This window comes from Streptomyces sp. 4F14 (assembly GCF_048159485.1).
Taxonomy (GTDB): domain Bacteria; phylum Actinomycetota; class Actinomycetes; order Streptomycetales; family Streptomycetaceae; genus Streptomyces.
Genome location: NZ_JBLRVY010000006.1, coordinates 393699 through 419007 on the forward strand (window position 1 = coordinate 393699; position 25309 = coordinate 419007).

Here is a 25309-nt window from a genome sequence, read left to right on the forward strand (position 1 = left end):
CCGACAGGATTCCTGGTGGTTCGCAGTCTCTTTACAGACAGGTTTCCTGTCAATGGTTTACGCTCGCTCCATGGCCGGAAGCGCACCCCCCTCACTTCTCTACATGGTCAAGCAGCTCGAACTCGCCGTCCGCTCCCGGCTGGACGAGCTGGTCAGACCGTCGGGCATCACCGCCTTGCAGTACACGGCGCTGACGGTCCTGGAGCGCCACGACGGCCTGTCCGCCGCCCAGTTGGCCCGGGACTCGTTCGTGACCGCGCAGTCGATGGCCGACCTGGTGCGCTCCCTGGAGAGCCGGGGCCTGATCCGCCGCGAGCCGAATCCGCACAGCCGCCGGGAGCTGAGGATCCTGCTGACCGACGCGGGACGGGAGCTGCTCGCGCTGCACGCGACGCCCGTGCGGGAGCTGGAGGACCGTATGGTCAACGAGTTGACGGAGCGTCAGACCGATCAGTTCCGGCAGTCGCTGACCCGGGCCTGGCAGGCGCTGTCGTAACGATTCACGAAGTGGCCGACTCCGAGCGGTCCATTTCCGAAGACATATGTCAATCGAACATGCTGGAATTCACTCCATCGGGGGTAACTTGCTGAGGCAGGCTCCACCGAGCGCTCCCCAGCGTCCGAAGAAACCCATCCGCCGGCCCGTGCTGGAGGCAATGCCATGGTGCCCCAGGAACCCCTGGTCGACACCCCTCACCTGCGTATCCGTGAGGAACAGGGGTACGTCGTGCTGGAGTTCCACGGCGAGATCGACATCGTCGCGGCGATGGAGATCCTGCCGCACATCGACGACCGCGTGGCGGGACAGGCCCCGCGCGTGCTCCTCGACCTCACCGCCGTCGAGTTCTTCGACTGCTCGGGGCTGCGCCTGCTCTACCGCGCCCGCGCCCGGACCCTGGAGCGCGACGGGGAACTGCGCCTGGTCTGCGTCCACCCGCTGACCCTGCGGGTGCTGCGGGCGACGGGCCTGTCCAAGCTCCTGCCGCCCGCGCCGAGCGTGGAGGCCGCCCTCGGCAAACCCGGGGAGACCTTATGAACGCGCCCGGTCGATCCCGCTACTCGATGATCCTCGTCACCTGACCCGCGCCCACCGTCCGCCCGCCCTCCCGGATGGCGAACTTCAGCCCCTCCTCCATCGCGACGGGCTGGATGAGCTGCACCAGCATGCCCGTGTTGTCGCCCGGCATGACCATCTCGGTCCCCTTCGGCAGCGTCACCACCCCCGTGACGTCCGTCGTCCGGAAGTAGAACTGCGGCCGGTAGTTGTCGAAGAACGGCGTGTGCCGCCCGCCCTCGTCCTTCGACAGGATGTACGCCCGCGCCTCGAACCGCGTGTGCGGCGTCACCGACCCCGGCTTGATGACGACCTGCCCGCGCTCCACGTCCTCCCGCTTGACGCCGCGCAGCAGCAGCCCCACGTTCTCCCCCGCCCAGCCCTCGTCGAGCAGCTTGCGGAACATCTCGATGCCCGTCACGGTCGTCCGCGTCTTCTGCTCGTGGATCCCGATGATCTCCACCTCGGTGTTCACCCGCAGCGTCCCGCGCTCGATCCGCCCGGTGACCACCGTCCCGCGCCCGGTGATCGTGAACACGTCCTCGATCGGCATCAGGAACGGCCTGTCGACGTCCCGCTGCGGCTGCGGTACGGCCGTGTCGACCGCGTCCAGCAGCTCCAGCACCGACCTCGACCACTGCGGGTCACCCTCCAGCGCGCGCAGCGCCGACACCCGTACGACCGGGACGTCGTCCCCCGGGAACTCGTACTCCGTGAGCAACTCGCGCACCTCCAGCTCGACGAGTTCGAGGATCTCCTCGTCGTCCACCATGTCCGCCTTGTTCAGCGCGACGACGATGTACGGCACGCCCACCTGCCGTGCCAGCAGCACGTGTTCCTTGGTCTGCGGCATCGGCCCGTCGGTCGCCGCGACGACCAGGATCGCGCCGTCCATCTGCGCCGCGCCCGTGATCATGTTCTTGATGTAGTCGGCGTGGCCCGGGCAGTCCACGTGCGCGTAGTGCCGGGCCTGAGTCTGGTACTCGACGTGCGCGATCGAGATCGTGATGCCGCGCTGGCGCTCCTCCGGCGCCTTGTCGATCTGGTCGAACGGCGTGAACGGGTTCAGGTCGGGAAACCGGTCGTGCAGCACCTTCGTGATCGCCGCGGTCAGTGTCGTCTTGCCGTGGTCGATATGGCCGATGGTGCCGATGTTGACGTGCGGTTTGGTCCGTTCGAACCGTGCCTTCGCCACTGCGGGCCTCCTGTCCCTGAGGGGCGCCGGGCGTCAACTGGCGCCTGTCTCCTGTCTATTCGCTCCCCGGCCCGTCGAACAGGGCGTCGACGGGCCATCGCGCGGCGCCTCAGCCCGTCAGGAAGTCCGTCACCGCCCGCCGGTACGCCCCCGGTTGCTCCAGATCGACCAGATGCCCCGCGCCCTCGACCGTCAACAGGGTCGCGCCGGGCAGGACTTCGCCGTACTCGCGCGCGATCCCCGGGTTCTTGTAGTCGCAGTCGCCCCGGACGACCAGGACGGGGACGCCGGTCCGGCGCAGCGCGGGGCGCGGGTCCGGGACCTTCAACTGGTCCGCCGTGGTGAGCTGGTTGGCGTAGAAACCGGGCAGCGAACCCGGGAGGTCCTCCAGCGGGCGCTCGGGGTGGCAGGTCGCCGCGGGCGCCGCGATCGTGAGCAGTTTCGCGAACACCGGGTCGATCTCCGCGTCCCCGACCACCGCGTGCGCGGCCCGCGGATCGGCCGCCATCAGCGATGACCATGCGACCAGGCGCGGGTTCGCCTCCAACTCGTCGATACGACGCCGGAGTTCCGGAGTCAGCAGGTCCCAGATGTCCCCCTCGTCCCGGCCCTCCCACGCCGGTGCCCACAGCACACCCGGCGAGGTCAGCACCATCCGCGCGACACGCTCGGGGTGTGCGGCCAGGTACTCGGCGGCGAGCGTCGCACCCCAGGAGGCGCCCATCAGAACGACCTTCTCGGCACCGATCCGCTCCCGTACGGCCTCCAGGTCCGCGACCTGGCGGGCGACCGTGTACCCCGTGGGGTCCGCGAGCCGCGTGGAGCGGCCTGAGCCCACCTGGTCGTAGGCGTACACGTCATACCCCCGTCCGGCGAGGATCCGGTCCATCGCGTCGGGGCCGTCGCCGGGGGTGCCGGGGCCGCCGTGCAGCACGATGACCGGGGTCGGGCGGGGTGTGCCCTGGGCGGGGAGGTGGGTGTACGCGAGGCGGGAGCCCGTGGCCAGGGTCCAGTAGCCGGTGGGGCGGGCGTGCGGGGTGGGCGGGGTTTCGTCGAGGGGCTTCAGGACGGTGAGGGACGCGGCGAGGGTGGTGAGGGCCAGGACCGCCGCGGTCACGATCGCGGTGGCTGTCCGGTGGCGGGTTCCGGCGTGGACGAGCAGCGCACAGGTCACCGCCGCCGCGGCCATGCCGGCCGCGGTGAACAGCCACGGGTCCGGGGTGAGGGTCGCGGTGGCCCAGGTCGCGGCCAGGGCTGCCAACGGGGACAGGACGATGCCGAGGAGGGTGAGGAGGACGCGGGCGATTCGGCGGAGGGTGCGGAAACGGTGGGGGGTGGTCGGCGTGGCCGGCTGGATGAGCTGGGTTGTCGTCATGGGGCGATCGTGGGGCTGAGGGGTGGGGTGGCGCGTCCGCCGGGGTGGGCGGGCTGGTCCTCTCGTAGGGGGATGAGGGATAGCTCTGTGGGGGGACGCGGATTCGGGGGTGGGGTTCTTAGGGTTTGGAGGGCGGGGAGATTCGGAGACGGCGGGAAGGAGGGGGGAGATGGTGGGGTGGGGGGTGTGGGGGCGGAAGCGTGTCGCGCAGGGGCGTGGGTGGCATCAAGTGCCGGATGCTGTGCGGGAGTTCGGGGGGCGGTGGCGAGGGGATCGGCTTGGGGAGCGGGGTGTTCGGTGGGTCGTGCTCGATCTCGTCGTCGCCTATCTGTCCGCCGTGATCGCGATCGGGCCGTCGGATCACACGGCGTCGGTGGTCGACGGGAGTGCGGTCGAGCGGGGGTGCGCGGTCGTGTGGTTCGTGGCCATCGCCGGGCGGCGGTTCGCTCCGGGGTGGGCGCTGTGGGCGGGCGGTGGTGCGACGGTCGCGGCGGTGGTGTCCGGCGCCGAGGTGACGAACGTGTCGCTGGCGTCGGCCCTCGCGCTGGCCCTCGTCGTCCGGTCCCGGCCGCCGCGCCGGGCTCTGGAGCTTGCGGCGGTTCCGGTCGCGGGCGTGCTGGTCGCGCTCGCCTCGGACGACCGCGCGTTCGTCCCGGCGGCCGTGGCGCACGGCGTCGCCTGGCTCGCGGGGCGCGCGGGGCGGGCCCGGGACGAGGTGGCCGAGACCTTGCGCGCACGGGACGGCGAACGGGCGGTGACCGCGGAACGCGCCCGGATGGCCCGCGAGTTGCACGACGCGGTCGGCCACGCCGTGACCGTCATGCTCACCCACGCGGGTGCGGCCCGTCTCACCCTCGCGGACGGTTCCCCGCCCGTCCGTGAAGCCCTCACCCGCATCGAGCAGGCCGGCCGCGCCGCGATGACCGACCTCGACCGCGTCCTCGGCCTGCTGACAGAGTCGTACGACCTGGAGGCGGACCTCCACAACCTCGCGGCCCGGCTCCCCGCGGACATCCCCGTGGACCTGCGCCTTCCCGTCGGCGGAGAGCTGCGGGAGCTGCCGTTGCCGGTCGCGGAGGCGGTGGGGAGGGTGGTGCAGGAGTCACTGACCAATGCCGTTCGGCATGCGGGGGCGGGGCGGGTTGTCGTGGAGGTGGGGGTGGGTGAGGGGAGGGTGGTGGTGCGGGTCACGGATGACGGGGGTGCGGGTGCGGGTGCGGGTAGGGGTGCGGCGCGTGTCGTGGTCGGTGGAGGGCGGGGGTTGGGGGTCATGCGGGAGAGGGTCGCGGGGCTTGGCGGGTGGGTGGAGGCAGGGGTCGTGGAGGGGGGAGGTCGGGGGTGGCGGGTGACTGCGGTGGTGCCGGTGGCGGCGGGGTTCCGGGGCACCGGCCCGGTGCCGACCACGCGGCGACGGCGGGGACGGCTCGGTGCTGGGCACGGAGGCGAGACCCCCTCAGAGAAGGTCCCTCCTTGGAAAGGTGCGACATGATCCGCGTACTCCTCGCCGATGACGAAGACCTCATGCGGGCCGGTCTGCGGATGATGCTGGAGACGCAGGCGGATCTCGTGGTCGTGGGTGAGGCGCGGGACGGTGGAGAGGCGGTGCGGCTGGCCGGGGAGGTGAGGCCGGACGTCGTGTTGATGGACGTACGGATGCCGGTGCTGGACGGTGTCGGTGCGGCGAGGGCGATCACGGCGGTGGGGGACGGTGCGCCGAAGGTGCTGATCCTGACGACGTTCGAGCTGGACGAGTACGTGTTCGCGGCGGTGCGGGCGGGTGCGGCCGGGTTCCTGCTCAAGCGGAGCCCGCCGGAGGCGCTGATCGAGGGGATCAGGACGCTCGCGGCGGGCGAGGCGCTGCTCGGGCCGTCCGTGACCCGGCGCCTGCTCGCGGAGTTCGCGAGGGCGACGCCGGTGGAGCCGTCACCGGAGACCGCGCGGAGGCTGGCGCGGCTGACGGAGCGGGAACACGGCGTACTGCTCCTGCTGGGCCGGGGCCTGTCGAACGCGGAGATCGCGGACCGGCTGCACATCGGGGAGGCGACGGTGAAGACGCATGTGGGCCGGGTCCTGGAGAAACTGGGGTTGAGGGACCGGGTGCATGCGGTGGTGTTCGCGTTCGATCACGGCTTGGTGAGGCCGGGTGGCTAGGGCGCTTCTGATGGATATCCGTGGGAGAAGGAGCGGCGTTCGGTGCGTGCTCTCGGTGTGCCGTGTGGAAGTCCTCGATGGGGGTCCCCCCGCTCAAGCGAAGTCGCGAGTGGGGGAGGAGCTACGGGGGCTTTCGCGCGGTGCGGCGAGTGGGGGTCCCCCCTGCTCGGAGAGCTTGGGGGAGCGTGCCGGGCGTCGCGACGCCGCGGAGATCCATCAGAAGCGCCCTAGGGCCCGGGCGACCGGCGCCCACGCCGGATCACGCCTTGTGCTCGCCGAGCGCCTTCTCCTCCTCGAACGCCTGGGCCACGGCGAGGCTGTCCTCGTACACGTGATGCCGGGTCACCAAGCCGTCGTGCAGGGTGAGATGGAGGGCGAACCGGGCCCGGTAGGCGCGTCCGGTCGTCCGTGCGGTTTGCCGGATCTCTCCGAGGACGACCGCGTGGGCGCCGTCGACGAGGATGTTCTCTATCCGGGTGTCGGCCTCCTCGACGACATGGTGCGCGGCCAGCTCCCGGAAGTGCTCGGCGACGTCGGCCCGGGTGGAGCGGTGCCGGATCCAGGGCGTGGCGGGACGCCCGTGTTCCTCGGCGGGCCAGTCGAGCTTCCAGTCGACCTGCTCGGCGTAGAGGGAGGCGATGCGGTCGGGATCGCCCTCGCCGATGGCGCGCAGGAGTTGGCCGACCGCGGTACGGGTGTCGGGGCTCAAGGCGGGACCTCTCTGTGTGAACTCGCGTTGCCTGAGGGATTGTTGCCGACCTGCGGTGATCTCCGCGAATCGCTTTCGGGAGGGCGCGCGGCTGTCACAGGTTGTCGACAAGGCGGTGCGGAGGGGCGTTCGGCGGGAATCCGTAGGGAGGGAACACCAGTACGGGGACCCCGCGAGAGCGGGGACCGCAGGAAGGAGACCGCCATGACGACGACTCCCCCCGACACCGTGACGACTCCCCCGAAGCGACTGCCCCAGCGCATGCCGGTGTGGGCGAAGGTGCTCACCTCGGTCGTAGTGGTGCTGGCCGTCATGTTCGCGGGCATCCGGCTGAGCCTCCTGCCGGGCCTGCGCGACTTCTTCGGCACGGAGACCACCGACCGCACCGGCCCGGCCCTGCTCCAGTCGATCCAGGACATGAGCCGCTACGAGGGAGCCTCCGGCAACTTCCAGGTCGTCGTGGACCTGGAGAAGGACGCGAAGTTCCTGCCCGACGCGATCCGCGGCAGCCGCACCCTGTACGTGGGGGCGGGCACGGTCGACGCGTACGTGGATCTGGGGAAGGTGGGCGACAAGGACGTCACGGTCGACAAGGACCGTACGACGGCGACCCTGCGCCTGCCGCACGCGCGGCTCGCGACGCCGGCGCTGAACCCGGACCGTTCGTACGCCGTGTCGAAGCAGCGCGGCCTGCTGGACCGGCTCGGGGACTTCTTCTCCGGCAACCCCAACAGCGAGCAGGCGGTGCAGAAGCTCGCCGTGCGGCACATCGGCGAGGCCGCGCGGGACAGCGAGCTGACGGCCCGCGCGGAGACCAACACGACCGGCATGCTGAAGGGCCTGCTGCGGTCCCTCGGCTTCAAGGAGGTCACCGTCTCGTACGTCGCGTGACCGGGTGGCGTCCGGGGGTGCGCGGATCGGCATCCCCGGGCGTTTCCTGGGTAACAGCCTTAGGACGCAGGGAAGTTGAAGCCTGGAGGACCGCAATGGCCCGTGCCGCCTCACGTCCGCGTACCGCGAAGGCCGCGCCCACCCCCGCACCCGCTTCGGAGCCCGGTCCAAGAGGGGTGAAGGCGCTCGCGAAGCGCCTGACGGCCGTACGGACCCGGACGTCCGCGAAACCGGCGCCCCCGAAGAAGCCGGCCGCCTCGAAGAAATCGGTGCCCCCGAAGAAGACCGCCCCCGCCAAGAAGCCCGCCGCCAAGAGTCCCCCCGCAGGTCCGCGCCCCCTCCCCTGGTACCTCCGCATCCCCGCGATGGCCGTCGGCTTCGCCGTGTTCATCGGGTTCGGGGCGATCCTGGCCCGGCTCACCCTGGAGCCCTCCCCCGCCTCGGTCCCTCTGGTCCACACAAATCTCCGCCCCGGCCACTCCGTGCGGGCGTACCTGGATCAGCCCGCGCTGCGGGACGCGGTGCGGCAGATCGGCGGCAACATCCTGCTCGGCGTGCCCTTCGGGATCCTCGTCCCGGTGATCGCGCCGAGGGCGCGCGGCTTCGTGAAGGTGCTGCTGCTGACGGCCCTGGTGATGCTCGCGGTGGAGTTCGCCCAGGGCGCGCTGGTCACGGGACGCGCCTTCGACATCGACGACGTCATCCTCAACACGACCGGCGCCCTGATCGGCTACCTGCTCCTGGGCCGACGCCTGGGACGCGCAGTGCACGCCCGGCGCGGCTAGCGGGGCCTCCACGTGTACCGGTCGCCGCCGACCCAGCGGATCATGTCCGGGTCGTCGAGGTCGTGGATGGTGATGCCATAGAGGGCCGCGGTGTCGAGGACCTCGGTGACGGCGTGGGCGGAGCCGACGACTCGGCCGTCGATCTCCATGATGCGGAACGGGGGTGTGCCCGGCTGGACCCCGAGCACCATGACCCGCGGGTGGGAGATGTAGGGGCTCGCTATCTCGGTCATGTAATCGAGGGTAGAGCGACTCCGGCCGACCGCTACCCGACGCCCGGCGGGCGCCCTGGCCGCTCCTGCGCAACCCTGGTGGCATGCTCCCCGTAGAGGCCCTGGAGCGGATCGCGTTCCTGCTGGAGCGTTCCCTCGCCCCGCCGTACCGCGTGAAGGCGTTCCGTACGGCGGCCCGGGTGCTGGCCGCGCTGCCGGAGGCGGAGGTCGCGGAGCGGGCGGCGGCGGGGACGCTGGAGTCGCTCAAGGGGGTCGGCCCGAAGACGGCGCAGGTGGTGCGGGAGGCCCTGGCGGGGCGTACCCCGGCGTACCTGGAGCGTGTCGAGGCCGAGCAGCCCCCTCCCCCGGAGGGCGGCGCGCGGCTGCGGGCCCTGCTGAAGGGGGACTGCCACCTGCACTCCGACTGGTCGGACGGTGGCAGCCCGATCGAGGAGATGGCCCGTACGGCGGCGGCGCTGGGCCATGAGTGGGCGGTGCTGACGGACCACTCGCCGCGCCTGACGGTGGCCCGGGGTCTCACGGCGGACCGCCTGCGCGCCCAGCTCGACCTGGTCGCGGAGCTGAACGCGACGTGGGCCCCGTTCCGCCTGCTCACCGGCATCGAGTGCGACATCCTCGACGACGGCTCCCTCGACCAGGACCCGGAGCTGCTGGCCCGCCTGGACGTGGTCGTCGTGTCGGTGCACTCCAAGCTGCGGATGGACGCCCGCTCGATGACCCGCCGGATGGTGGCCGCCGTCCGCAACCCGCACGCCGACATCCTCGGCCACTGCACGGGCCGCCTGATCGCGGGGAAGGCGCGGCCGGAGTCGGAGTTCGACGCGGCGGCGGTGTTCGCGGCGTGCGCGGATTCCGGGACGGCGGTGGAGATCAACAGCCGTCCGGAACGCCTGGACCCGCCTCGGCGGCTGCTGCGGCAGGCCGTGGACGCGGGGGTGCTGTTCTCGGTGGACACGGACGCGCACGCGCCGGGGCAGCTCGACTGGCAGGTGCTGGGGTGCGCGCGGGCGGAGGAGTGCGGGGTTCCGGCGGAGCGGGTGGTGACGACGTGGTCGTACGAACGGCTGATGGGCTGGGTGGACGCCCGCGTTTGACTTCGAGAGCACTTCAATTCGTACGGTCGTGGTCATGAGCAACAGCGACACTCCTCAAGTCAAGATCGGTTCGGGTTTCGGCGCCCGGAGCACCGCCGACGACGTACTCGCGGGGCGTGACCTCACCGGCACCCTGGCCCTGGTGACTGGGGGCTATTCGGGGCTCGGGCTGGAGACGACGCGGGCGCTGGCCAAGGCGGGCGCGCGGGTGGTCGTACCGGCCCGGCGGGTGGACGTGGCGCGCGAGGCGCTCCGGGGGATCGCCGGGGTCGAGGTCGACGAGCTGGATCTCGGTGATCTGGAGAGCGTGCGGGCGTTCGCGGAGCGGTTCCTCGCGTCGGGGCGCACGCTGGACCACGTGATCGACAACGCCGGGATCATGGCCTGCCCGGAGACGCGGGTGGGTCCCGGCTGGGAGACCCAGTTCGCCACGAACCACCTCGGTCACTTCGCGCTGGTCAACCGGCTGTGGCCGGCGATCGAGCCGGGCGGCGCGCGGGTCGTGTCCGTCTCCTCGCGCGGTCACCACTTCTCCGGCATCCGCTGGGACGACGTGGACTGGCGGCAGGGCTACGACAAGTGGCAGGCGTACGGCCAGGCGAAGACCGCGAACGCCCTGTTCGCCCTCCACCTCGACCGCCTGGGACGCGACGCGGGCGTCCGCGCGTTCTCCCTGCACCCGGGCGGCATCCTCACTCCCCTCCAGCGTCACCTGGCCAAGGAGGAGATGGTCGAGCGCGGCTGGATCGACGAGAACGGCGAGGTGGCGATGCCTGAGCTGTTCAAGACGCCCGAGCAGGGCGCGGCGACGCAGGTGTGGGCGGCGACGTCGACGCAGCTCGACGGTCTCGGCGGGGTCTATCTGGAGGACTGCGAGGTGTCGGAGGCGGTGTCCGCCGAGGACATCGCGTCCGGGGCGGTGACCTCCGGTGTCGCTCCGTGGGCGGCGGACGCGGAGCAGGCGGAGCGGCTGTGGGCGCTGTCGGCTGAGCGGACGGGTGTGAACGCGTTCGCGGGCTGAACCGTCGGTTGTGAGGCGCCGGCTTCCCCGAAGTCGGCGCCTCACGCGTGTCGGTCAGCCCGCCGCGTACACGTCCTCGACGTAACGCCCGTTCGCCATCAGCTCGTCGAGCCAGGTCTCGGCCGCCGTCCCGTCGGCGTCCGGCGTGTGGTCCCGGTACAGCGTGCGGAACGCGTCGCGTACGCCGGGGGCCATGCGGGAGCCGTCGCCGCAGACGTAGACCCGGGCGCCTTCGGTCAGCAGCTTCCAGACCTCCTCGCCCTCGGCGGCGATCCGGTGCTGGACGAACCCGCCGTCGGGTCCGGCGCTGAAGGCGGGCCGGATCGAGATGGCTCCGGCGGCGTCGGCGGCGGCGAGTTCCTCGGCGTGCAGGTAGTCGGCGTCGGGGGCGTCGCAGCCGAAGTAGCAGAGGGCGGGCGGGAGTTCGCCGGTCGCGTGGACGCGGTCGGTGATCGCGCCGCGGAAGGGGGCGAGGCCGGTGCCGGCGGCGACCATGATGACGGGCGTGGTGTGGTCGATGCGGAACGCCTCGCGGCAGGGCTGGATGCGGGCGTACACGGTGTCGCCGGGCGCGAGGCCCGCGAGGTGGCCCGAACCGGTGCCCCGGTAGCGGCCGTTGCCGGAGCGGGCGGGGGCGTCGAGGAGGGAGACCATCAGGTCGACGTGGCCGGGGTCGGCCTGGGGCGAGGAGGAGATGGAGTAGTGGCGGGGGCGCAACGGCGTGAGCAGATCGAGGAGTTGGGCCCAGTCGAGGGCTCCGCGCAGCGCCGGGTTCGCCTCGATCAGTTCGAGCAGGGTGCGCGGGTCGTCCTCGGTGAGGGCGACGAGGGCGGCTCGTTCGGGCGGGCAGGGGTTGGCGGCGGCGAGCGCGGCGCGCTGGGCGGCGGTCGGGCGGTCCTGCAACTCGACGTGATGGGTGAGGAGTTGACGTGCCGTCACCGGGCGGTCGACGGCGAGTCCGTCGCGGCCGGTGGGGCGGACGTCCAGGAGGGTGTCCGGGTCGAGGCCGAGGGCGGTGAGCGTACGGTCCACCAGCGCCGGGGAGTTGGCGGGCAGGACGGTGAGGTGGTCGGCCGTGCGGTACGTGGTGCCCTCGGGGAGGGCGACGCGCAGGAAGCACTTGCGGCGCGGGTGGTCGGGGTCGGTGAGGTCGTGGGCCTCGGTGACGGTCATGGGGACGAGGCCGTGGCGTTCGGCGAGGGCGCCGAGGGGGCCGCCGTTCAGGACGCGGACGGCGTAGGCGTGCTCGGGGGCCTCCGGCGTCCGCGCGTCGGCGGGGGTCGCCTCGGGGTCGCCGTAGCGCTCAAGGAGTGCGGTGCGCAGGGTGCGGGTGAACTCCCGTACGGCGCCCGTGAGATCGCCGGAGGCGTCGACGGCCGTGCGGGCGGTGAGGCGGGTCGCGCCGAGTTCGGCGAGGCGGTCGTCGATGCGGGTCGGGACGTGCTGGTAGGTGGCGGCCCAGTTGCGGTCGCCGACGCCGAGGACGGCGTAGGTGACGCCCGTGAGGTCGTGGTCCTCCTCCAGCCAGGCGGCGAAGGCGGTGGCGTCGTCGGTGGGGCGGCCGTTGTAGGAGGCGGCGGCGATGACGACGGGGCGGTCGGTGGGCAGGCCGCCGGCGTACGCGTCGAGGGGTGCCGTCCGCGTCGTACAGCCGATGTCGCCCGCCTCGTCGGCGAGCCCGGCGGCGAAGTCGCGGCAGGTGCCGTAGTTGCTGCCGTGCAGGAAGAGCGCTTCGGTACCGGGGAGGACGCGGGCCGGGAGGGTGACGGTGTCCGTGCGGGCGGGTTCGGGGGCCGTGACTCCCGGGAGGGGGGCGTGAGTTCGGTCGGCGGGGGTGCGCGGGGTGAGGGTCAGGGTGAAGCCGTCGGGCTTGAGGGTGAGGGTCTCCTTGATCGTGAGGCGGTAGCCGGCGTGGTCGTGGAGGCGGTAGCGGTGGACGAGCATCGCGAGGAGCATCGTCGCCTCATGGAGCGCGAACTGCCGTCCTATGCAGGCGCGTTCACCGGTCCCGAACGGTTTGAAGGCGTGCGGTGAGCGGGCCGCCTCCGCCTCGGGGGTGAAGCGTTCGGGGTCGAACAGGTCGGGGTTGTCGCCCCACACGGGCTGCCGGTGCAGCATCGGCGCGAGGATGGTCACGGCCTGTCCGGCGCGCAGCGGGACGCGTCCGCCGAGGAGGGTGTCCTGAAGGGCGTGCCGGCTGAACGCGGCTGCCGTGGGCCACAACCGCAGGGCCTCGTTGAGGACTTGGCGCGTATAGGTGAGCCTGCCGACCTCGTCGTACGTCGGTTCCGGGTCTGCCTGGTCACCCCACAGGGCGTCGACCTCGCGTCGTACCAGGCGCAGGACTTCGGGGTGCTTGGCGAGGTAGTAGAGGGCGAACGACATGGCGCCGGAGGTGGTTTCGTGTCCGGCGATGAGGAACGTGATGACCTGGTTGCGGATGTTGGCGTGGTCGAGGGTGGTGCCGTCCGCCGGGTGGGCGGCGCTCAGCATGAGGCCGAGGAGGTCGGTGGCGGCCGACTGGTCGGTGCCGGTGCGGGCGGCGATGACGTCGTCGACGACCTGGGCGAGGTAGGCGGAGTCGTCGCGGAACACCTGGTCGGCCGTCGCGTGGTCGGTGCCGGGGACGCGGGCGAGGCGGGTCATGCTCCACTCCAGGCAGCGGACCATCGACTCGACGAAGGGGTGGGGTTCGGCGCGCTCGAAAGAGCCGAAGTCGTAGGCGAATCCGGCGAGTCCGATGGTGTCGAGGGTCATCCGGGTCATGTCGTCCGGCACGTTCACCGACTGTCCGGCACCGGCCGCGCCGTCCCACGCGTCGATCAGGCGGCGGGCCACCTTCAGCATCACGGGGTGGTAGGTGCGCATCGAGCCGAGCGCGAACGCGGGCATCAGGATGTCGTGCGCCTTCGCCCAGTTGGGCTCGTCGTTGTACGCGGTGAACAGGCCGTCGGCGGCGAACTCCCGTACGTTCTCCAGGGCGGGGCCGACGTGCTTGGCGAAGCGGGTCTCGTCCGCGAGGTCGCTCACCAGGTCCAGGTCCGCGACGAACAGGGTGTCCCGCCCGTGCAACCGCCTGACCAGGACCGGCCCTTGCTCCCGCATCAGGTCCATCACCTGCTGGACCGGCGTGCGGCCGGGTCCGGTGGCGCTGATGTCGGCGACGGGGACGGACGTGAGTTCCGGGTGCGGCGCGGTGGGGGACATGGCGCTCGGCTTCCTCTCGCTGGGCGGCGGGTACGTCGTCCAGCGTTGTGCACGGGCGGAGGGCGACCCGGCGCGAGGACTACACGATCGTGCAGTCAAGACTTCGCAATAGCCCTTGTGCGCAGCGGCTTTGGCCCTCCTGGTTAGGCTGGTCGGATGTCTGTCTCCGCGATCGCCCTCGACGAGACCACCGACCCCCCGCTCCTGCCGCTGCCCCTGCGGGCCGTGCACGACGTCGCCGCCCAACTCCTCGACACCGTCGGAGAGTTCGGGCTCGCTGTGGACCGGGAGGCCGTGCTGTTCGGGGCGGCGACGCACGACATCGGCAAGGCCGTGCACCCCGCCGAGTTGTCCGGCCCTGGGTCCCTGCACGAGGAGGCGGGGCGGGAGTTGCTGCTCGCGCGCCGGGTCCCCGCCGGACTCGCCCGGTTCGCCGGCACGCACGCGGCCTGGCAGTCGCCCGAGGCCGGTCCCGAGGATCTGCTCGTGAGCCTCGCCGACAAGATCTGGAAGAACAAGCGCGTCACCGACCTGGAGGACCTCGTCGTCGCCGAGCTCTCCCGGGCCTGCGGGCGGCCCGTCTGGGAGGTCTTCCTGCGCCTCGACGAGACCCTCACCCGCATCGGCGAGGCCGCCGACAGCCGCCTCGCCTGGCAGGCCGCGCACCCCGTCCACGCAGGTCGGTAGGGTCGCCGTATGCGAGAACCCCGCGTGGCCGGTGCCGGATGACGGCGGACGAGGCCGTCGTCTGGCGCAACCGGGCCCTGACCCTCTTCGACCGGGTGTCCGTCCCGGTCGCCGTGTGCGACGTGTACGGGGCCGTGCTGCTCGCGAATCCCGCGATGGCCGCCGAGTTCGGGGCGACGCCGGGGCGGCTCAAGGGGCGGGACGTCCTGGACCTGTTCCGGCCCGTCGAGGCGGAACAGGTCGAGCGGATCGCGCAGGCGCTGCGGCTGCGGCACCGGTCCCGCTACCAGGTGTCCGTACGGTGGGACGCGCCCGGCGGGCGGGTCCGGCACGGCGAACTCACCGCCGACCCCGTCAGCGACAGCGTCGGCAAGACCCCGGCGCTGCTGGTCATGCTGCGGATCCTCGACGAGGAGCCCGCCACGTGCCCGCCGCCCTCCGACGCCGTCACCCCCGTCGAGGCCCGTATCCTCGCGCTCCTCGCCGGGGGCGCGACCACGGCTCGGGCGGCACGGGAGACGGGGCTCACCGCGGACGGGGTGAGCTATCACCTGCGGCGGCTGTCGGCGCGGTGGAGGGCGGCGAACCGTACGGAGCTGGTGGCCCGGGCTTATGCGGAGGGGGTGCTCGCGGCGGGGGTGTGGCCGCCGGAGGGGAGGGGGTGAGGGGGCGGGGTTCGCGCCGTGCCCGCTCCCTCCGGTGCTCCGAAGCGGGCCAGCGTGTGCCAGATCATCTTGAGGTCCTGGAGTTCGTAGCGGCCCGTGCGTGCCGCGTCGCCGATCACGCGGGGGTCGATGTGGCCGTCGTCGGCGATCTCCTCGCCCAGGGCGGCGTACTCGGCGCCCCGGTAGTCCGCGTGGGCATGGAGTTCGGGGACGGTGAGGTGGTAGCCGGGGTGCCATTCGACTCGGACCGGGAGGAGGCATGCCTCGGCCTCGACCGGCGTACCTCGGTAGCAGGCGTCCAGGACGACCGCTTCGACGTCTCTCGCGAGGTCGACTCCGCCGTGCACCTGGGTCTCGATGTAGTCGTTGAGGGCGTCCTGTTCGTCGGCTGCGGCGAGGGCGGTCAGCGAGGACGACGCGGCGACACCGAAATCGGTCGGTTCGGCGGCGCTGTCGGGGTAGCAGAACGTGGCGCGGGCGAGGGTCTCGGCGGTGAGGCGGAAGTGCGCGGAGCCGAAGCGCGGGGCGGCGCCGACGACCTGGCGGCGGAAGTCGAGCGCGCCGTAGACGGGCCGTTCGTGCGGTGCGGCGTCGTCGTACGCGCCGCCGAAGATGCGGCTCTCCCAGCGCCAGCGGTCGCCGCCGGGGTGCGCGGTGAGGCCGCCGTTGCTGGTGCCGGTGACGAACTGGGAGTGGTAGGCGCCGTCCCGCGCGAGCGCCCGCAGAATCGATTCCCCGCCGGCCGCGCGGTCGGGGTGGAAGTTCAGGGTGATCCGCAGGTTCGGCGGGACGGCGGGCCCGTACGCGCGGGTGGTGACATGGGCGACTGCGGCACGCGCGCGCGGGGACGCGAAATCCACTGGCTCCTCCTCAGGTTGACTGCTTACTCTAGGCCCAAACCTAGGGATACTAGGTTTGAGATTCTCGACCTCTGGAGGCTAACCGTGCGCGCGCTCACCGAGCCGGAGATCCGCAACTCCTTCGTGAACTGTTCAAAAGGGGAGGCCAAACGGCTCGCGGTCCCGCGTGACCTGGAGACACGCCCCTGGGACGACCTCGACTTCCTCGGCTGGCGCGACCCCGGGGCGCCCGACCGCAGCTACCTCGTCACCGAGCACGCGGGCCGCCTGACCGGCATCACCCTCCGCTTCCCGTCCTCCCGGCGCGGCTTCCTGCACCGCAGCATGTGCTCCCTCTGCCTGACGACCCACCGGGGCGGCGGCGTCTCCCTGATGACCGCCCGCAAGGCCGGCCCGGCCGGCCGCGACGGCAACTCCGTCGGCGTCTACATGTGCACGGACCTCGCCTGTTCCCTCTACATCCGGGGCCGCAGACTCCCCGACTCGGGCAGCCGCTTCGAGGAGAGCCTGACCGTGGAGGAACAGATCGCCCGTACGACGGGGCTGCTGGCGGCGTTCCTGGACAAGCTGGCGGTCTGAACTGCCGTGCCGTACCCGGCGCCGGACGGTTCCTCCTTACGGGTGATCGAGTGGGGGTGGGGAACTGGGTGGGGAGGGCCGGGCGTTCACCGGGCAGCAGCGGATGGTGCGGGACGACGGTGGAAGGAGCGAGGTCATGGCGGAGGCGAAGGTCCGGATCGACGGGGACGTGCTGCGGATGCCGGGCGGGGTGGCCGTGCGGTTCATGCGGACGCTGCGGCTGCCCGAGACGGGGACGCATCCGTTGCCGCCGGGGCTCGGGGAGTTTCCGGTGCGGCGGATCGGCGACTATCCCGAGACGGCTCCTGCGCACTGGCTCGCGCGGGGTGGGGTCATGCTGCCGATGTATCTCCGGGAGGCGATGTGGCTGAACTTCACGGGGACGCGGGAGCCTGCGGCGCTTCAGGTGGGGGTGGGGAAGGTGTGCGCGGTCTCGGGGAGGCCGTGGAGTGACCGGCTCTCCCGGGATCCGCAGAACTACGTCGTCCTTCCCCGTCAGCCCTGGCTCGACGGCGTCAACTCCGGGGAGGGGACTGTCCGGCAGTTCGTCGCGGTTCCGCTGGGGCTCGGGGCGACCGTCGAGGGGCAGGTCACCGGCGAGGAGACCTGGGGCGGGGTCCAGCTCCAGTCGTTCACGCTGACCGAGGAGCGACTGCGGGTGTGGCGGGAGGCGCAGCGCCAGCACACGAAGCGGTTCGGTCCCACGGCCTTCGCCGCCGAGGCGGCCACCGCGAGTCCGCTGCGCGCGATGGCCTCGGCGCCTCGCCCCGGCGCCGCGATGGGGCTGGGCGTCGGCGGTGCCATGCGGCAGGAGGTGTACCGCGACGACCGCCCCCTCACGGACTGGTCCCCCGCACCGGCGGCCCGCCTCTTCGTCCACCTCGTCACTCCCCCGGAGTGGCGCCGCATCACCGGCGAGGCCCCTCCCCCGTCCCCGGTGGACCGCGCCGCGTACACGCAGGCCGGGCTCCCCTGGTTCGACTACTACGACGAGCAGGCCGAGGACCTGCCGCCGACCGGGACACTCGGCGAGGTGAAGCCGGTGGGCGACTGGATCGGCGACGACCTGGACGCCTGGCAGGAACCGGGTCCTGGCCAGGTCACGCCGCTGAAGGATGCGCGGGGGAAGGCGGTGGAGGACGGGGAGTGGTGAGCTGAGGGAGGGGGGCTGCCGACCGCAGAGGAACCGGGCCTGCTGGAAAACGCCCCTCCCCGGCTCCCCGTTTTGCCTCCTCGGCCCTCGGCGGGTCATGGTGGCGGGTGGCAGTGGTGGCGAGGATGCGAGGTGTGGGATGAGTGGCGGGTGGAGCAGGCGTCGGTTCGGCGGGCTGTTGGGCGCGGTGGTCGGTGGCGGCGTCGTGGGGTGTGCCGGGGAAGGGCAGGAGGCTGTTGCCGAGCGTCTGACGGAGCCTTCCCGCGCTCCCCAGCCCAGGGTGTCCGGCAGTCCGAGCCCCGTGCCTGCCGGGCCTCGGCCGCTGTACGTCGGGACCTACACCTCCCAGGCCGGCGGCGGGGACGGCATCCGGCTCGCCTCGTACGACCCGGCGACCGGGAAGATCACGACCACCGGGACGGTGACCGGCGTTCCGGACCCCTCGTTTCTGGCCGTGCATCCGGACGGGCGGACGCTGTACGCGGTGAACGAGCGGGAGCAGGGCTCGGTGACCGCCGTGCGGATCGCGGACGGGCAGGTGCTGGGGAGCCGTGGGACAGGGGGCCGCCATCCCTGCCATCTGTCGGTGCATCCCAGCGGGCGGTGGCTGCTGAGCGCGGACTACGGCTCGGGAAGTATCGCCGTGCACCCGATCGGGAGCGGCGGCGAGCTGGGCGAACGTACCCAGTCGATCACCCACGACTCACCCGCTCCGGGCCCCGGCCAGGACGGCCCGCACGCCCACCAGATCATCACGACGCCGGACGGCAGGTACGTCCTGGCGGTCGACCTGGGCACCGACACGGTGTACACGTACCGCCTCGACGGCACCGCGGGGACGCTCACCGAGGTCTCCCGCGCACGCTCCCGTTCAGGGGCGGGTCCCCGGCATCTGGTGTTCCACCCCGGGGGCGGGTACGCGTACCTGGCGAACGAGTTGGACGACACGGTCACGGTGTGCGCGTACGACGCGGAGTCGGGCCGGCTGACGATCGGGGAGCCGCTGTCGACGGGGTCGAAGCAACACCCCAGCTATCCGGCCCAGTTGGCGGTGACGCCGGACGGGGCGTACGCGTATCTCGCGAACCGGGTCGACAACACGCTGGCCAGGTACGGCGTGGAGGCGGACGGCGCGAGGCTGCGGCTGCTCGGCACGGTCGCGGTGGGCGGCGACTTCCCCCGCCATGTCTCCCTCTCCCCCGACGGCCGCCTGCTGTTCGCGTCGAACCAGCGATCGGGCACGGTCACGGTCTTCGGGGTCGACCCGGCCACCGGAGCACTCACCCCGACCGGCGAGCCGTACGCCTCCCCGATGGCGGTCTGCGCGCTCCCCCTCTGACCAAGGCCCGCGCACACCCCGCCCGCGCACACCCCCGCCCCCTCGACAGAACGCCACCACGAACCCGGCGCCCCCGCCGCGAGGCCCCTCACCCGTCCTCCCGCTGCCTCTGCAACGTCCGCCCGCACGACGCCGTGCTCGCCTGCGTCAGCAACGCGTGCATCCGCTCGGTCAGTTGGGAGACGTCGTCGGCCGGTGCGTGGAACGCCAGTCGTACGTCCCCGTGCGTACGGGCGCGCTCGATGCGCAGGGTCAGCCCGTGCCGGTCGACGGCGAGGGGGTGGACGCGTACGGCGCCGTGCAGGCTGTCGCGGCCGACCAGCCGGGTGAGGCGTTCGACGGCGTCGGGGTGGGAGTCGGCGAGGTGGGTGAGGAGTCCGGCCTCGGCGGTGGCGAGGGGGTCGGGCGCGGCGGAGGCGAACTCGTCGCGGTCCACGACGACGGCGCCGGTCGGCTGTTTGAGTACGATGCGCGTGGCGTGGAAGCCGAGGAGGCCGTCCTCGGGGGCGAACCAGCCGGCGAGCCACAGCCGGGAGCGGATCCGGCCCCGGACGGGGACGGGCGCGACGTCGGCGAACTCCAGCACCGCGGAGGGCTCGCCGCGCGGGGCGCAGATCGCGGCGGTGACGAGGGCGCTGTCGTCGGGCACGCACAGCAGTACGCGGCCGTCGTCGGTGACGGTGTGGGCGCCGACGAACTCCTCGCGTCCGCCGTCCGCGGTGACCCCGCAGGACCAGGCGGTGGCGAGGATCGACCGGGCGCGTTGCGCCGCGGAAGGCGCGGCAGTCCAGCTCGGGTTGTCACCCATCCGAAGACCTCCTTAGGTAAGCCTTGCCTAACTTACCGAAGATCGAGGCGCACGCCAACCATCAGCCGGCCACCGGTCCGCCAAGAGGCGCGGCTCACACCGGCCGACGCCGGCTCACGCCAGGACGCCGAGCAACGCCCGCGCGCACAGCTCCCGCACCTGATCCCGCGACAACTCGCTCCCCCGCAGCCACTCCAGGGAGACGGACGTCATGAACGCGAGCCACCCGCGCACCGCGAGCCGTACCTCGGGGCGCTCCCCGAAGAGCGGCCCGAACTCGGGGTCGGCGGCGAGCGCGGCGAGGATCTGCCGCTCCTGCGCGGCGAGCGCCCGCTGATAGACGCGCCGTACGGCCGGGTCGCCGGCGGCGTCGGCGCGGTGGAAGGCGCGGAAGCTGTGGGCGTGGGACTCGACGTACCCGAGGAAGACGTCGAGCCCGGCGGAGAGCTGTTCACGGACCGGCACGCCCGGCACGGCCGCCGTCAGGTGCAGCATCCGCGCGCTCTCGCGTTCGACGACCGCCGCGAAGAAGTCCCGTTTCGTCGGGAAGTAGTGGTAGAGCAGCCCGCGTGAGACCCCGGCGATCTCGGCGACCCGCTCGATCCAGACCTCGTCGTACGGACTCTCGGAGAACAGCCGGGCGCCGACCGACAGCAACTGCTCGCGACGCTCCCGCGTACTGAGCCGGCGCCGGACGCGCTCCCCCTGTTCGGCGGTCATGGCAGCACTTTACTTGACGTGGATTCAATAGGCGGATCAGACTGAAAGCCGCTATTGAACTCACGTACAACAGGCTCAACGTGCCGCAGGATCAAGGGAGATCGCGCCATGGACGCCGCACAGGGCTGGCCCGAACTGCATCGCGTACCGCACCCGAAGGGCCGGATACCGCTCCTCGGTGACGTGCGCGGCGTGAACCGCGCGACCCCGCTCCAGGACACGATGCGCTTCGGCGCCGAACTCGGGCCGATCTTCCGGCGCAAGGCGTTCGGCAAGGAGTTCGTGTTCGTCGGCGGCGCGCGGCTCGCGGCCGACCTCGCGGACGAGTCGCGGTTCGCCAAGCATGTCGGGCTCGGCATCGCCAACCTCCGCCCGGTCGCCGGGGACGGCCTGTTCACGGCGCACAACCACGAGCCCAACTGGCAGCTCGCGCATGACGTGCTGGCGCCCGGGTTCAGCCGGGAGGCGATGGCGGCGTACCACCCGATGATGCTGGACGTGGCGGCCCGGCTGACCGCCGGCTGGGACCGGGCGGCGGCGTCGGGAGTCACCGTGGACGTGCCCGGGGACATGACGAAGCTGACCCTGGAGACGATCTCCCGGACCGGTTTCGGCCACGACTTCGGCTCCTTCGAGCGGTCCCGCCCGCACCCCTTCGTCACCGCGATGGTCGGCACCCTCAGCTACGCCCAGCGCCTCAACGGCCTCCCGTTCCCTGCCCTGTTGAGGCGCGCGGCCAAGCGCAACGAGGCCGACATCGCGTTCCTCAACGACACGGTCGACGACCTCGTCCGCGCCCGGAAGGCGGACGGCGGCGGGGACGGCGACCTCCTCGACCGGATGCTGGACACGGCCCACCCCGAGACCGGTGAGCGGCTGTCCGCCGAGAACGTGCGCCGCCAGGTCATCACCTTCCTGGTCGCCGGGCACGAGACGACCTCCGGGGCGCTCTCCTTCGCCCTGCACTACCTCTCCCTGCACCCCGAGATCGCCGCCCGCGCCCGCGCGGAGGTGGACCGGGTGTGGGGGGACAGCGAGGTGCCGCAGTACGAGCAGGTCGCCAAACTCCGTTACGTACGGCGGGTGTTGGACGAGACACTGCGGCTGTGGCCGACCGCGCCCGCGTTCTCGCGGGAGGCGCTGGAGGACACCTCGCTCGCCGGGGAGCATCCGATGCGGCGCGGCGCGTGGGCGCTCGTCCTGACCTCGCTGGTGCACCGCGATCCCGAGGCGTGGGGCCCGGACGCGGAACGGTTCGACCCGGACCGCTTCGACGCGGCGGCGGTCCGCGCGCGGCCGGCGCACACCTTCAAGCCCTGGGGCACAGGCGCACGCGCCTGTATCGGACGGCAGTTCGCGCTGCACGAGGCGACCCTCGTCCTCGGACTCCTGCTGCGCCGCTACGAGTTGCGCCCCGACCCCGCCTACCGACTCCGGATCACCGAACGCCTGACCCTGATGCCGGAGGGCCTGCGCCTGGGCCTGGACCGCCGAACGGCCGCCCCCGGCAAGACCGTTGCTGAACACACGAGGACCCGCGAGGACACCGAGCCCACCTCCTGCACCGCCCCCGCCTCAGCCCCCCGCTGCCCAGTGCACCGGCCTGCCGACTGACCCCGGCAGCCGCGTCCCCGCACTCCCCCGCGCCGCGTCGACCTGCGGCTGGAGCAGGAAGAGCGCCCCGGTCAGATCCGCGTCGCTGAGGTCCGCGTCCCGCAGATCCGCCCCGATCAGATCCGCACCCCGCAGATCCGCGCCGGTGAGGTCGGCGGCGATCAGATAGGCGCCCCGCAGATCGGCCCCGCGCAGGTCGGCGCCCTTGAGCCGGGCGCCCATCAGATCCGCGCCCCGCCGCCGCTTCTTCTTCCCCGGCACCCCGGCCCGCGTCAACTCACTGGCCCGCGACAGCAGTTGGGCCACGGACTGCCGGTGCTCGGCGACGTCCAGAGCGAGCAGCTCGTCCGGCGTCCCCCGGGTCAGCACGTCCGTACGCGCCAGCGCCTCACGGAGTCCGGCGTGCACAGGGCGGGCGGCGGGCAGCGTGAGGGCTTCGGTGAGGTACGTCAGGAGTTCCTGCAACTGCCGTACCACCGGGAAGACTTCGTGCATACGACGGCCTCCGTCGCGGCCCTCGAAGACGACCTGGGAGACCTTCTGGCCGGCGCCGAGGCAGTCGTACACCGTGCAGCCGGTGAAGCCGCTCTGCCGCAACCGGTCGTGGATACCGCAGGTGTGGTCCGCGAGGAGGTTGCGGCAGGGGGTGCCGGCGGGCTTGTCGAAGGCGAAGTCCGCCGAGAGCGCGAAGGGCAGGGCCACACAGCACAGCCCGAAGCAGTTCGTACAGTCGCCGCGCAGGTCAGCCGGGGCGGGCATCGTTTCTCCCATGCCCCCACCCTACGGGGGCGCACATCACGCTTCGTCCCGTGTCAGGGCCAGCAGCCGGTCCAGGACGCGGGGGCCGCCGGCCCGGATGCCGTCGTGCTCGAACTCGTCCGTCACCCAGGTCCTGAGGCCCTTGATCGCCCTCGCCGTCTCCAGGGAGTGCGCGGTGTCGACGTACAGGTCGTCGTGGTAGACGGCCGCCGCGACCGGGACCTCGTTCGCGGCCAGGCGGGCCCTGTCGTAGAGCGGGGTCCAGTCCGTGCGGGCGGCCAGGAGGTCGGCCGTCTCCTTCAGGGGGCGCAGGGCGGGGTCGGTCTCGAACATCCACGGGTGGATCGTCTCGCCGGTGAACAGGAACGGGTCGGTGCCGGTGAACTGCGGGAACTCCGCGCGGACCCGGTCCGCCGACCAGGCCGTGGGGCGGGTGTCCTGGCCGTAGATCGACTCGTGGACCAGCGCGTAGAGGGGGTTCTTCGCGTACGAGAGGTGGTTCTGGAGGTTCTCCCGGAACTCGTCGGAGAGGGCCTCGCCCGCGAGCGTCGGGACGAACGCGGACTCCAGGAGGTGGTGGAGGCGGTGGCTGCCCTCGCCGCCGCCGAGGAGGATGCCGAGGCTGCGGAAGCCGTCGACGGTGAGGAGGCCGCCGTTGGGGAGGGTGAGGGGGGTGTCCGTCAGGTGTTCGGCGATACGGCGGGCCCGGTCGACGTCCTGCGGGTAGCGGGCGTAGTGGGCGGTGACCTTGCGTTCCATGCGCGGGTAGGCCGCGCGGTACACGTCGTCCGCGTGGGCGTCCAGGGACGGCAGGCCGCCGGTGACGACGGCGGCGGCGAGGCCCTCGGGGGCGAGCGAGAGGTAGGTGACCGTGCAGAAGCCGCCGTAGCTCTGGCCGAGGACGGTCCAGGGGGCGTCGCCGGTCAGCTCGCGGCGGATCAGTTCGCAGTCCCGGACGATGGAGTCGGCGCGGAAGTGCGTGAGGTACGCGGCCTGTTCGCGGGGCCCGCCGCGCAGCGGGAGTGTCTGCCGGGTGGCCGGCGTCGAGTGGCCGGTGCCGCGCTGGTCCAGCAGCAGCACCCGGTACTCCCGCAGCGCCCTCCCCAGCCAGCCGGGGCGTCCGACGCTGCGGTCCGCCCCGAAACCCGGCCCGCCCTGGAGGTACAGCAGCCACGGCAGCTCCCGCCCGGCCTTCTCACTGGCGACGACCTCGCGCGCGTACAGGGAGATCGTCTCCCCGTCGGGGTCGGTGTGGTCCAGGGGCACGGTGAAGCGGTGGTCGGTGAGGACGACGCCGGGCTGGCGGTAGTGCGGGACGGTCACGGGGGCTCCCGGGGTGAAGGCGGACAGCCTCCATGATCACTCACCGTGCCGACAGGCTCGACCTCCGCACCACCAGTTCCGGCTGGAGCACCACCCTGCGGTGCTCGTGCGCCCGCTTCGGCGTGTCCTCGTCCGTCTCCTCCAGGAGGAGTTCCGCCGCCAACGCCCCCATGGTCACGGCGGGTTGGCGGACCGACGTCAGCGGCACCGCAGCCGCCGCCGCGAACTCGATGTCGTCGTAGCCGACGATCGCGAGGTCGTCGGGGACGTTCACCCCGGCCGCGTACATGGCCTGGAGGACCCCGAGCGCCAGCAGGTCGTTCGCGCAGAACACCGCCGTCGGCCGGTCCGCGAGGCCGAGGAGGCGGGCGCCCGCGTCGCGTCCGGCGGCGACGTCGAGGCGTTCGGTGGGCAGTTCCCTCAGCCGTTCGGGACCGAGGCCCGCCTCGGCGAGCGCCTGGAGCGCGCCGGTCCGGCGGTCCCGGACCTGGTTGAAGCCGGGCGGCCCGCTGACGTACGCGATGGAGCGGTGGCCGGCGTCGATGAGGTGGCGTACGGCGAGGGCGCCGCCGGCGACGTCGTCGACGGAGACCGAGCACTCGGTCGTACCGTCCGAGACGCGGTCGACGAGGACGAAGGGGATGCCGTGCCGGCGGAAGGACTCTATGTTGCGCCCGGTCGCGTCGGCGGGGGTGAACAGGACGCCCCGCACGCGCTGTTCGGCGAAGAGGGAGAGGTAGTCGGCCTCTTCGGTGACGCTCTCGGCGCTGTTGCAGACCATGACGCCGAGCCCGGCGTTGCGGGCGGCGCGCTCGGCGCCCCGGGCGACGTCGACGAAGAAGGGGTTGCCCATGTCGAGGACGAGCAGCCCCATGATCCGGCTGCGCCCGGCGCGCAGTTGCCGCGCGGACTCGCTGCGGACGTACCCGAGACGGTCGATCGCGGACAGGACGCGCGCCCGGGTCTCGGTCGCGACCGTGTCCGGGCGGTTGATGACGTTGGAGACCGTGCCGACGGAGACTCCGGCGGCGCGGGCCACGTCCTTGATACCCACCGACTGGGCCATCGGACGGATACCTCCAGGTGA

At 72.3% G+C, this 25309-nt stretch carries 25 protein-coding genes; 14 read left to right on the forward strand and 11 right to left on the reverse strand.

Going from position 1 to position 25309, the window contains the following annotated elements; all coding sequences use genetic code 11:
• Nucleotides 1–70: 70 nt before the first annotated feature.
• Together ACLZOT_RS13085 and ACLZOT_RS13090 are read left to right on the forward strand one after the other, a co-directional pair.
• Complete coding sequence (locus ACLZOT_RS13085; protein ID WP_416969001.1) at nucleotides 71–496, forward strand: MarR family winged helix-turn-helix transcriptional regulator; 426 nt, start codon at nucleotides 71–73, stop codon at nucleotides 494–496.
• Between the two features lie 165 nt (nucleotides 497–661).
• Nucleotides 662–1036, forward strand: a complete 375-nt coding sequence (locus tag ACLZOT_RS13090) for an anti-sigma factor antagonist (protein ID WP_416969002.1) — start codon at nucleotides 662–664, stop codon at nucleotides 1034–1036.
• Nucleotides 1037–1055: 19 nt separating this feature from the next.
• Here ACLZOT_RS13090 and tuf read toward each other — a convergent pair whose 3' ends face one another.
• Complete coding sequence (tuf, locus tag ACLZOT_RS13095) at nucleotides 1056–2249, reverse strand: elongation factor Tu (protein WP_416969003.1); 1194 nt, start codon at nucleotides 2247–2249, stop codon at nucleotides 1056–1058.
• A gap of 109 nt (nucleotides 2250–2358) precedes the next feature.
• The gene (locus ACLZOT_RS13100) at nucleotides 2359–3624 is read right to left on the reverse strand and encodes an alpha/beta fold hydrolase (protein WP_416969004.1); all 1266 of its coding nucleotides are present in this window, start codon (nucleotides 3622–3624) and stop codon (nucleotides 2359–2361) included.
• A gap of 304 nt (nucleotides 3625–3928) precedes the next feature.
• Here ACLZOT_RS13100 and ACLZOT_RS13105 point away from each other — a divergent pair, with 304 nt between their 5' ends.
• Complete coding sequence (locus ACLZOT_RS13105) at nucleotides 3929–5113, forward strand: sensor histidine kinase (RefSeq protein WP_416969005.1); 1185 nt, start codon at nucleotides 3929–3931, stop codon at nucleotides 5111–5113.
• Nucleotides 5110–5775: a response regulator gene (locus ACLZOT_RS13110; protein WP_416969006.1), complete on the forward strand. Its 666-nt coding sequence runs from the start codon at nucleotides 5110–5112 to the stop codon at nucleotides 5773–5775. Before ACLZOT_RS13105 ends, ACLZOT_RS13110 begins: the two co-directional genes overlap by 4 nt.
• 259 nt (nucleotides 5776–6034) lie before the next feature.
• Here ACLZOT_RS13110 and ACLZOT_RS13115 read toward each other — a convergent pair whose 3' ends face one another.
• Nucleotides 6035–6484, reverse strand: coding sequence for a nuclear transport factor 2 family protein (locus ACLZOT_RS13115; protein ID WP_416969007.1), 450 nt, complete (start codon nucleotides 6482–6484; stop codon nucleotides 6035–6037).
• Nucleotides 6485–6688: 204 nt separating this feature from the next.
• Here ACLZOT_RS13115 and ACLZOT_RS13120 point away from each other — a divergent pair, with 204 nt between their 5' ends.
• Both ACLZOT_RS13120 and ACLZOT_RS13125 read left to right on the forward strand, forming a co-directional pair.
• The gene (locus ACLZOT_RS13120) at nucleotides 6689–7375 is read left to right on the forward strand and encodes a DUF4230 domain-containing protein (protein ID WP_416969008.1); all 687 of its coding nucleotides are present in this window, start codon (nucleotides 6689–6691) and stop codon (nucleotides 7373–7375) included.
• A 176-nt stretch (nucleotides 7376–7551) separates the two neighbouring features.
• Nucleotides 7552–8160, forward strand: a complete 609-nt coding sequence (locus ACLZOT_RS13125) for a VanZ family protein (protein WP_416969009.1) — start codon at nucleotides 7552–7554, stop codon at nucleotides 8158–8160.
• Here the strand turns inward: ACLZOT_RS13125 and ACLZOT_RS13130 are convergent.
• Nucleotides 8157–8393 (reverse strand): hypothetical protein, encoded by a 237-nt coding sequence (locus ACLZOT_RS13130; RefSeq protein ID WP_416969010.1) that lies wholly within the window; start codon nucleotides 8391–8393, stop codon nucleotides 8157–8159. The two genes, ACLZOT_RS13125 and ACLZOT_RS13130, sit on opposite strands and share 4 nt — an antisense overlap.
• An 83-nt stretch (nucleotides 8394–8476) precedes the next feature.
• Here ACLZOT_RS13130 and ACLZOT_RS13135 point away from each other — a divergent pair, with 83 nt between their 5' ends.
• Both ACLZOT_RS13135 and ACLZOT_RS13140 read left to right on the forward strand, forming a co-directional pair.
• Entirely contained in the window at nucleotides 8477–9487 is a 1011-nt protein-coding gene (locus ACLZOT_RS13135; RefSeq protein WP_416969011.1) for a PHP domain-containing protein, read from the forward strand.
• Between the two features lie 34 nt (nucleotides 9488–9521).
• Nucleotides 9522–10508, forward strand: a complete 987-nt coding sequence (locus ACLZOT_RS13140) for an SDR family NAD(P)-dependent oxidoreductase (RefSeq protein WP_416969012.1) — start codon at nucleotides 9522–9524, stop codon at nucleotides 10506–10508.
• Between the two features lie 54 nt (nucleotides 10509–10562).
• Here ACLZOT_RS13140 and ACLZOT_RS13145 read toward each other — a convergent pair whose 3' ends face one another.
• The gene (locus ACLZOT_RS13145) at nucleotides 10563–13715 is read right to left on the reverse strand and encodes a cytochrome P450 (RefSeq protein WP_416969013.1); all 3153 of its coding nucleotides are present in this window, start codon (nucleotides 13713–13715) and stop codon (nucleotides 10563–10565) included.
• Nucleotides 13716–13871: 156 nt separating this feature from the next.
• On the opposite strand from ACLZOT_RS13145, the gene ACLZOT_RS13150 reads away from it, so the two are divergent.
• On the forward strand, nucleotides 13872–14402 hold the full coding sequence (locus tag ACLZOT_RS13150) for an HD domain-containing protein (RefSeq protein WP_416969014.1): 531 nt from the start codon (nucleotides 13872–13874) through the stop codon (nucleotides 14400–14402).
• Between the two features lie 38 nt (nucleotides 14403–14440).
• Nucleotides 14441–15067, forward strand: coding sequence for a PAS domain-containing protein (locus ACLZOT_RS13155; protein ID WP_416969015.1), 627 nt, complete (start codon nucleotides 14441–14443; stop codon nucleotides 15065–15067).
• Here the strand turns inward: ACLZOT_RS13155 and ACLZOT_RS13160 are convergent.
• The gene (locus ACLZOT_RS13160) at nucleotides 15013–15927 is read right to left on the reverse strand and encodes a DUF3626 domain-containing protein (RefSeq protein ID WP_416969016.1); all 915 of its coding nucleotides are present in this window, start codon (nucleotides 15925–15927) and stop codon (nucleotides 15013–15015) included. The genes ACLZOT_RS13155 and ACLZOT_RS13160 overlap by 55 nt on opposite strands.
• A gap of 84 nt (nucleotides 15928–16011) precedes the next feature.
• On the opposite strand from ACLZOT_RS13160, the gene ACLZOT_RS13165 reads away from it, so the two are divergent.
• The 3 genes from ACLZOT_RS13165 (at nucleotide 16012) to ACLZOT_RS13175 (ending at nucleotide 18998) form a co-directional block, all read left to right on the forward strand.
• Complete coding sequence (locus tag ACLZOT_RS13165; RefSeq protein WP_416969017.1) at nucleotides 16012–16506, forward strand: FBP domain-containing protein; 495 nt, start codon at nucleotides 16012–16014, stop codon at nucleotides 16504–16506.
• Between the two features lie 136 nt (nucleotides 16507–16642).
• Nucleotides 16643–17659 carry a hypothetical protein gene (locus ACLZOT_RS13170; RefSeq protein ID WP_416969018.1) on the forward strand — a complete coding sequence of 339 codons (1017 nt, stop codon included), beginning with the start codon at nucleotides 16643–16645 and terminating at the stop codon, nucleotides 17657–17659.
• Between the two features lie 97 nt (nucleotides 17660–17756).
• Nucleotides 17757–18998: a lactonase family protein gene (locus ACLZOT_RS13175; RefSeq protein WP_416969019.1), complete on the forward strand. Its 1242-nt coding sequence runs from the start codon at nucleotides 17757–17759 to the stop codon at nucleotides 18996–18998.
• An 88-nt stretch (nucleotides 18999–19086) separates the two neighbouring features.
• Here ACLZOT_RS13175 and ACLZOT_RS13180 read toward each other — a convergent pair whose 3' ends face one another.
• Nucleotides 19087–19806 carry a DUF2470 domain-containing protein gene (locus ACLZOT_RS13180; RefSeq protein ID WP_416969020.1) on the reverse strand — a complete coding sequence of 240 codons (720 nt, stop codon included), beginning with the start codon at nucleotides 19804–19806 and terminating at the stop codon, nucleotides 19087–19089.
• 114 nt (nucleotides 19807–19920) lie between these two features.
• Complete coding sequence (locus tag ACLZOT_RS13185) at nucleotides 19921–20526, reverse strand: TetR/AcrR family transcriptional regulator (RefSeq protein WP_416969021.1); 606 nt, start codon at nucleotides 20524–20526, stop codon at nucleotides 19921–19923.
• A 108-nt stretch (nucleotides 20527–20634) separates the two neighbouring features.
• Here ACLZOT_RS13185 and ACLZOT_RS13190 point away from each other — a divergent pair, with 108 nt between their 5' ends.
• Nucleotides 20635–22140: a cytochrome P450 gene (locus tag ACLZOT_RS13190; protein ID WP_416969022.1), complete on the forward strand. Its 1506-nt coding sequence runs from the start codon at nucleotides 20635–20637 to the stop codon at nucleotides 22138–22140.
• On the opposite strand, the gene ACLZOT_RS13195 is transcribed toward ACLZOT_RS13190, so the two are convergent.
• Genes ACLZOT_RS13195 through ACLZOT_RS13205 form a run of 3 tightly spaced genes read right to left on the reverse strand, consistent with a single transcriptional unit; the run spans nucleotide 22102 to nucleotide 25288 of the window.
• Nucleotides 22102–22911 (reverse strand): pentapeptide repeat-containing protein, encoded by an 810-nt coding sequence (locus tag ACLZOT_RS13195; protein WP_416969023.1) that lies wholly within the window; start codon nucleotides 22909–22911, stop codon nucleotides 22102–22104. The two genes, ACLZOT_RS13190 and ACLZOT_RS13195, sit on opposite strands and share 39 nt — an antisense overlap.
• A gap of 24 nt (nucleotides 22912–22935) precedes the next feature.
• Complete coding sequence (locus tag ACLZOT_RS13200) at nucleotides 22936–24222, reverse strand: alpha/beta fold hydrolase (protein WP_416969024.1); 1287 nt, start codon at nucleotides 24220–24222, stop codon at nucleotides 22936–22938.
• A gap of 40 nt (nucleotides 24223–24262) precedes the next feature.
• Nucleotides 24263–25288, reverse strand: coding sequence for a LacI family DNA-binding transcriptional regulator (locus ACLZOT_RS13205; RefSeq protein WP_416969025.1), 1026 nt, complete (start codon nucleotides 25286–25288; stop codon nucleotides 24263–24265).
• Nucleotides 25289–25309 lie beyond the last annotated feature (21 nt).

Bases quoted from the DNA above. Each gene is read 5' to 3' on its own strand.
- ACLZOT_RS13090 (WP_416969002.1), top strand. From the start codon at position 662: ATGGTGCCCCAGGAACCCCTGGTCGACACCCCTCACCTGCGTATCCGT.
- ACLZOT_RS13185 (WP_416969021.1), bottom strand. From the start codon at position 20,526: ATGACCGCCGAACAGGGGGAGCGCGTCCGGCGCCGGCTCAGTACGCGG.
- ACLZOT_RS13130 (WP_416969010.1), bottom strand. From the start codon at position 8,393: ATGACCGAGATAGCGAGCCCCTACATCTCCCACCCGCGGGTCATGGTG.
- ACLZOT_RS13150 (WP_416969014.1), top strand. From the start codon at position 13,872: ATGTCTGTCTCCGCGATCGCCCTCGACGAGACCACCGACCCCCCGCTC.
- ACLZOT_RS13190 (WP_416969022.1), top strand. From the start codon at position 20,635: ATGGACGCCGCACAGGGCTGGCCCGAACTGCATCGCGTACCGCACCCG.
- ACLZOT_RS13140 (WP_416969012.1), top strand. From the start codon at position 9,522: ATGAGCAACAGCGACACTCCTCAAGTCAAGATCGGTTCGGGTTTCGGC.
- ACLZOT_RS13180 (WP_416969020.1), bottom strand. From the start codon at position 19,806: ATGGGTGACAACCCGAGCTGGACTGCCGCGCCTTCCGCGGCGCAACGC.
- ACLZOT_RS13085 (WP_416969001.1), top strand. From the start codon at position 71: ATGGCCGGAAGCGCACCCCCCTCACTTCTCTACATGGTCAAGCAGCTC.
- ACLZOT_RS13155 (WP_416969015.1), top strand. From the start codon at position 14,441: ATGACGGCGGACGAGGCCGTCGTCTGGCGCAACCGGGCCCTGACCCTC.
- ACLZOT_RS13205 (WP_416969025.1), bottom strand. From the start codon at position 25,288: ATGGCCCAGTCGGTGGGTATCAAGGACGTGGCCCGCGCCGCCGGAGTC.
- ACLZOT_RS13175 (WP_416969019.1), top strand. From the start codon at position 17,757: ATGGTGGCGGGTGGCAGTGGTGGCGAGGATGCGAGGTGTGGGATGAGT.
- ACLZOT_RS13170 (WP_416969018.1), top strand. From the start codon at position 16,643: ATGGCGGAGGCGAAGGTCCGGATCGACGGGGACGTGCTGCGGATGCCG.
- ACLZOT_RS13145 (WP_416969013.1), bottom strand. From the start codon at position 13,715: ATGTCCCCCACCGCGCCGCACCCGGAACTCACGTCCGTCCCCGTCGCC.
- ACLZOT_RS13195 (WP_416969023.1), bottom strand. From the start codon at position 22,911: ATGGGAGAAACGATGCCCGCCCCGGCTGACCTGCGCGGCGACTGTACG.
- ACLZOT_RS13100 (WP_416969004.1), bottom strand. From the start codon at position 3,624: ATGACGACAACCCAGCTCATCCAGCCGGCCACGCCGACCACCCCCCAC.
- ACLZOT_RS13135 (WP_416969011.1), top strand. From the start codon at position 8,477: ATGCTCCCCGTAGAGGCCCTGGAGCGGATCGCGTTCCTGCTGGAGCGT.
- ACLZOT_RS13110 (WP_416969006.1), top strand. From the start codon at position 5,110: ATGATCCGCGTACTCCTCGCCGATGACGAAGACCTCATGCGGGCCGGT.
- ACLZOT_RS13120 (WP_416969008.1), top strand. From the start codon at position 6,689: ATGACGACGACTCCCCCCGACACCGTGACGACTCCCCCGAAGCGACTG.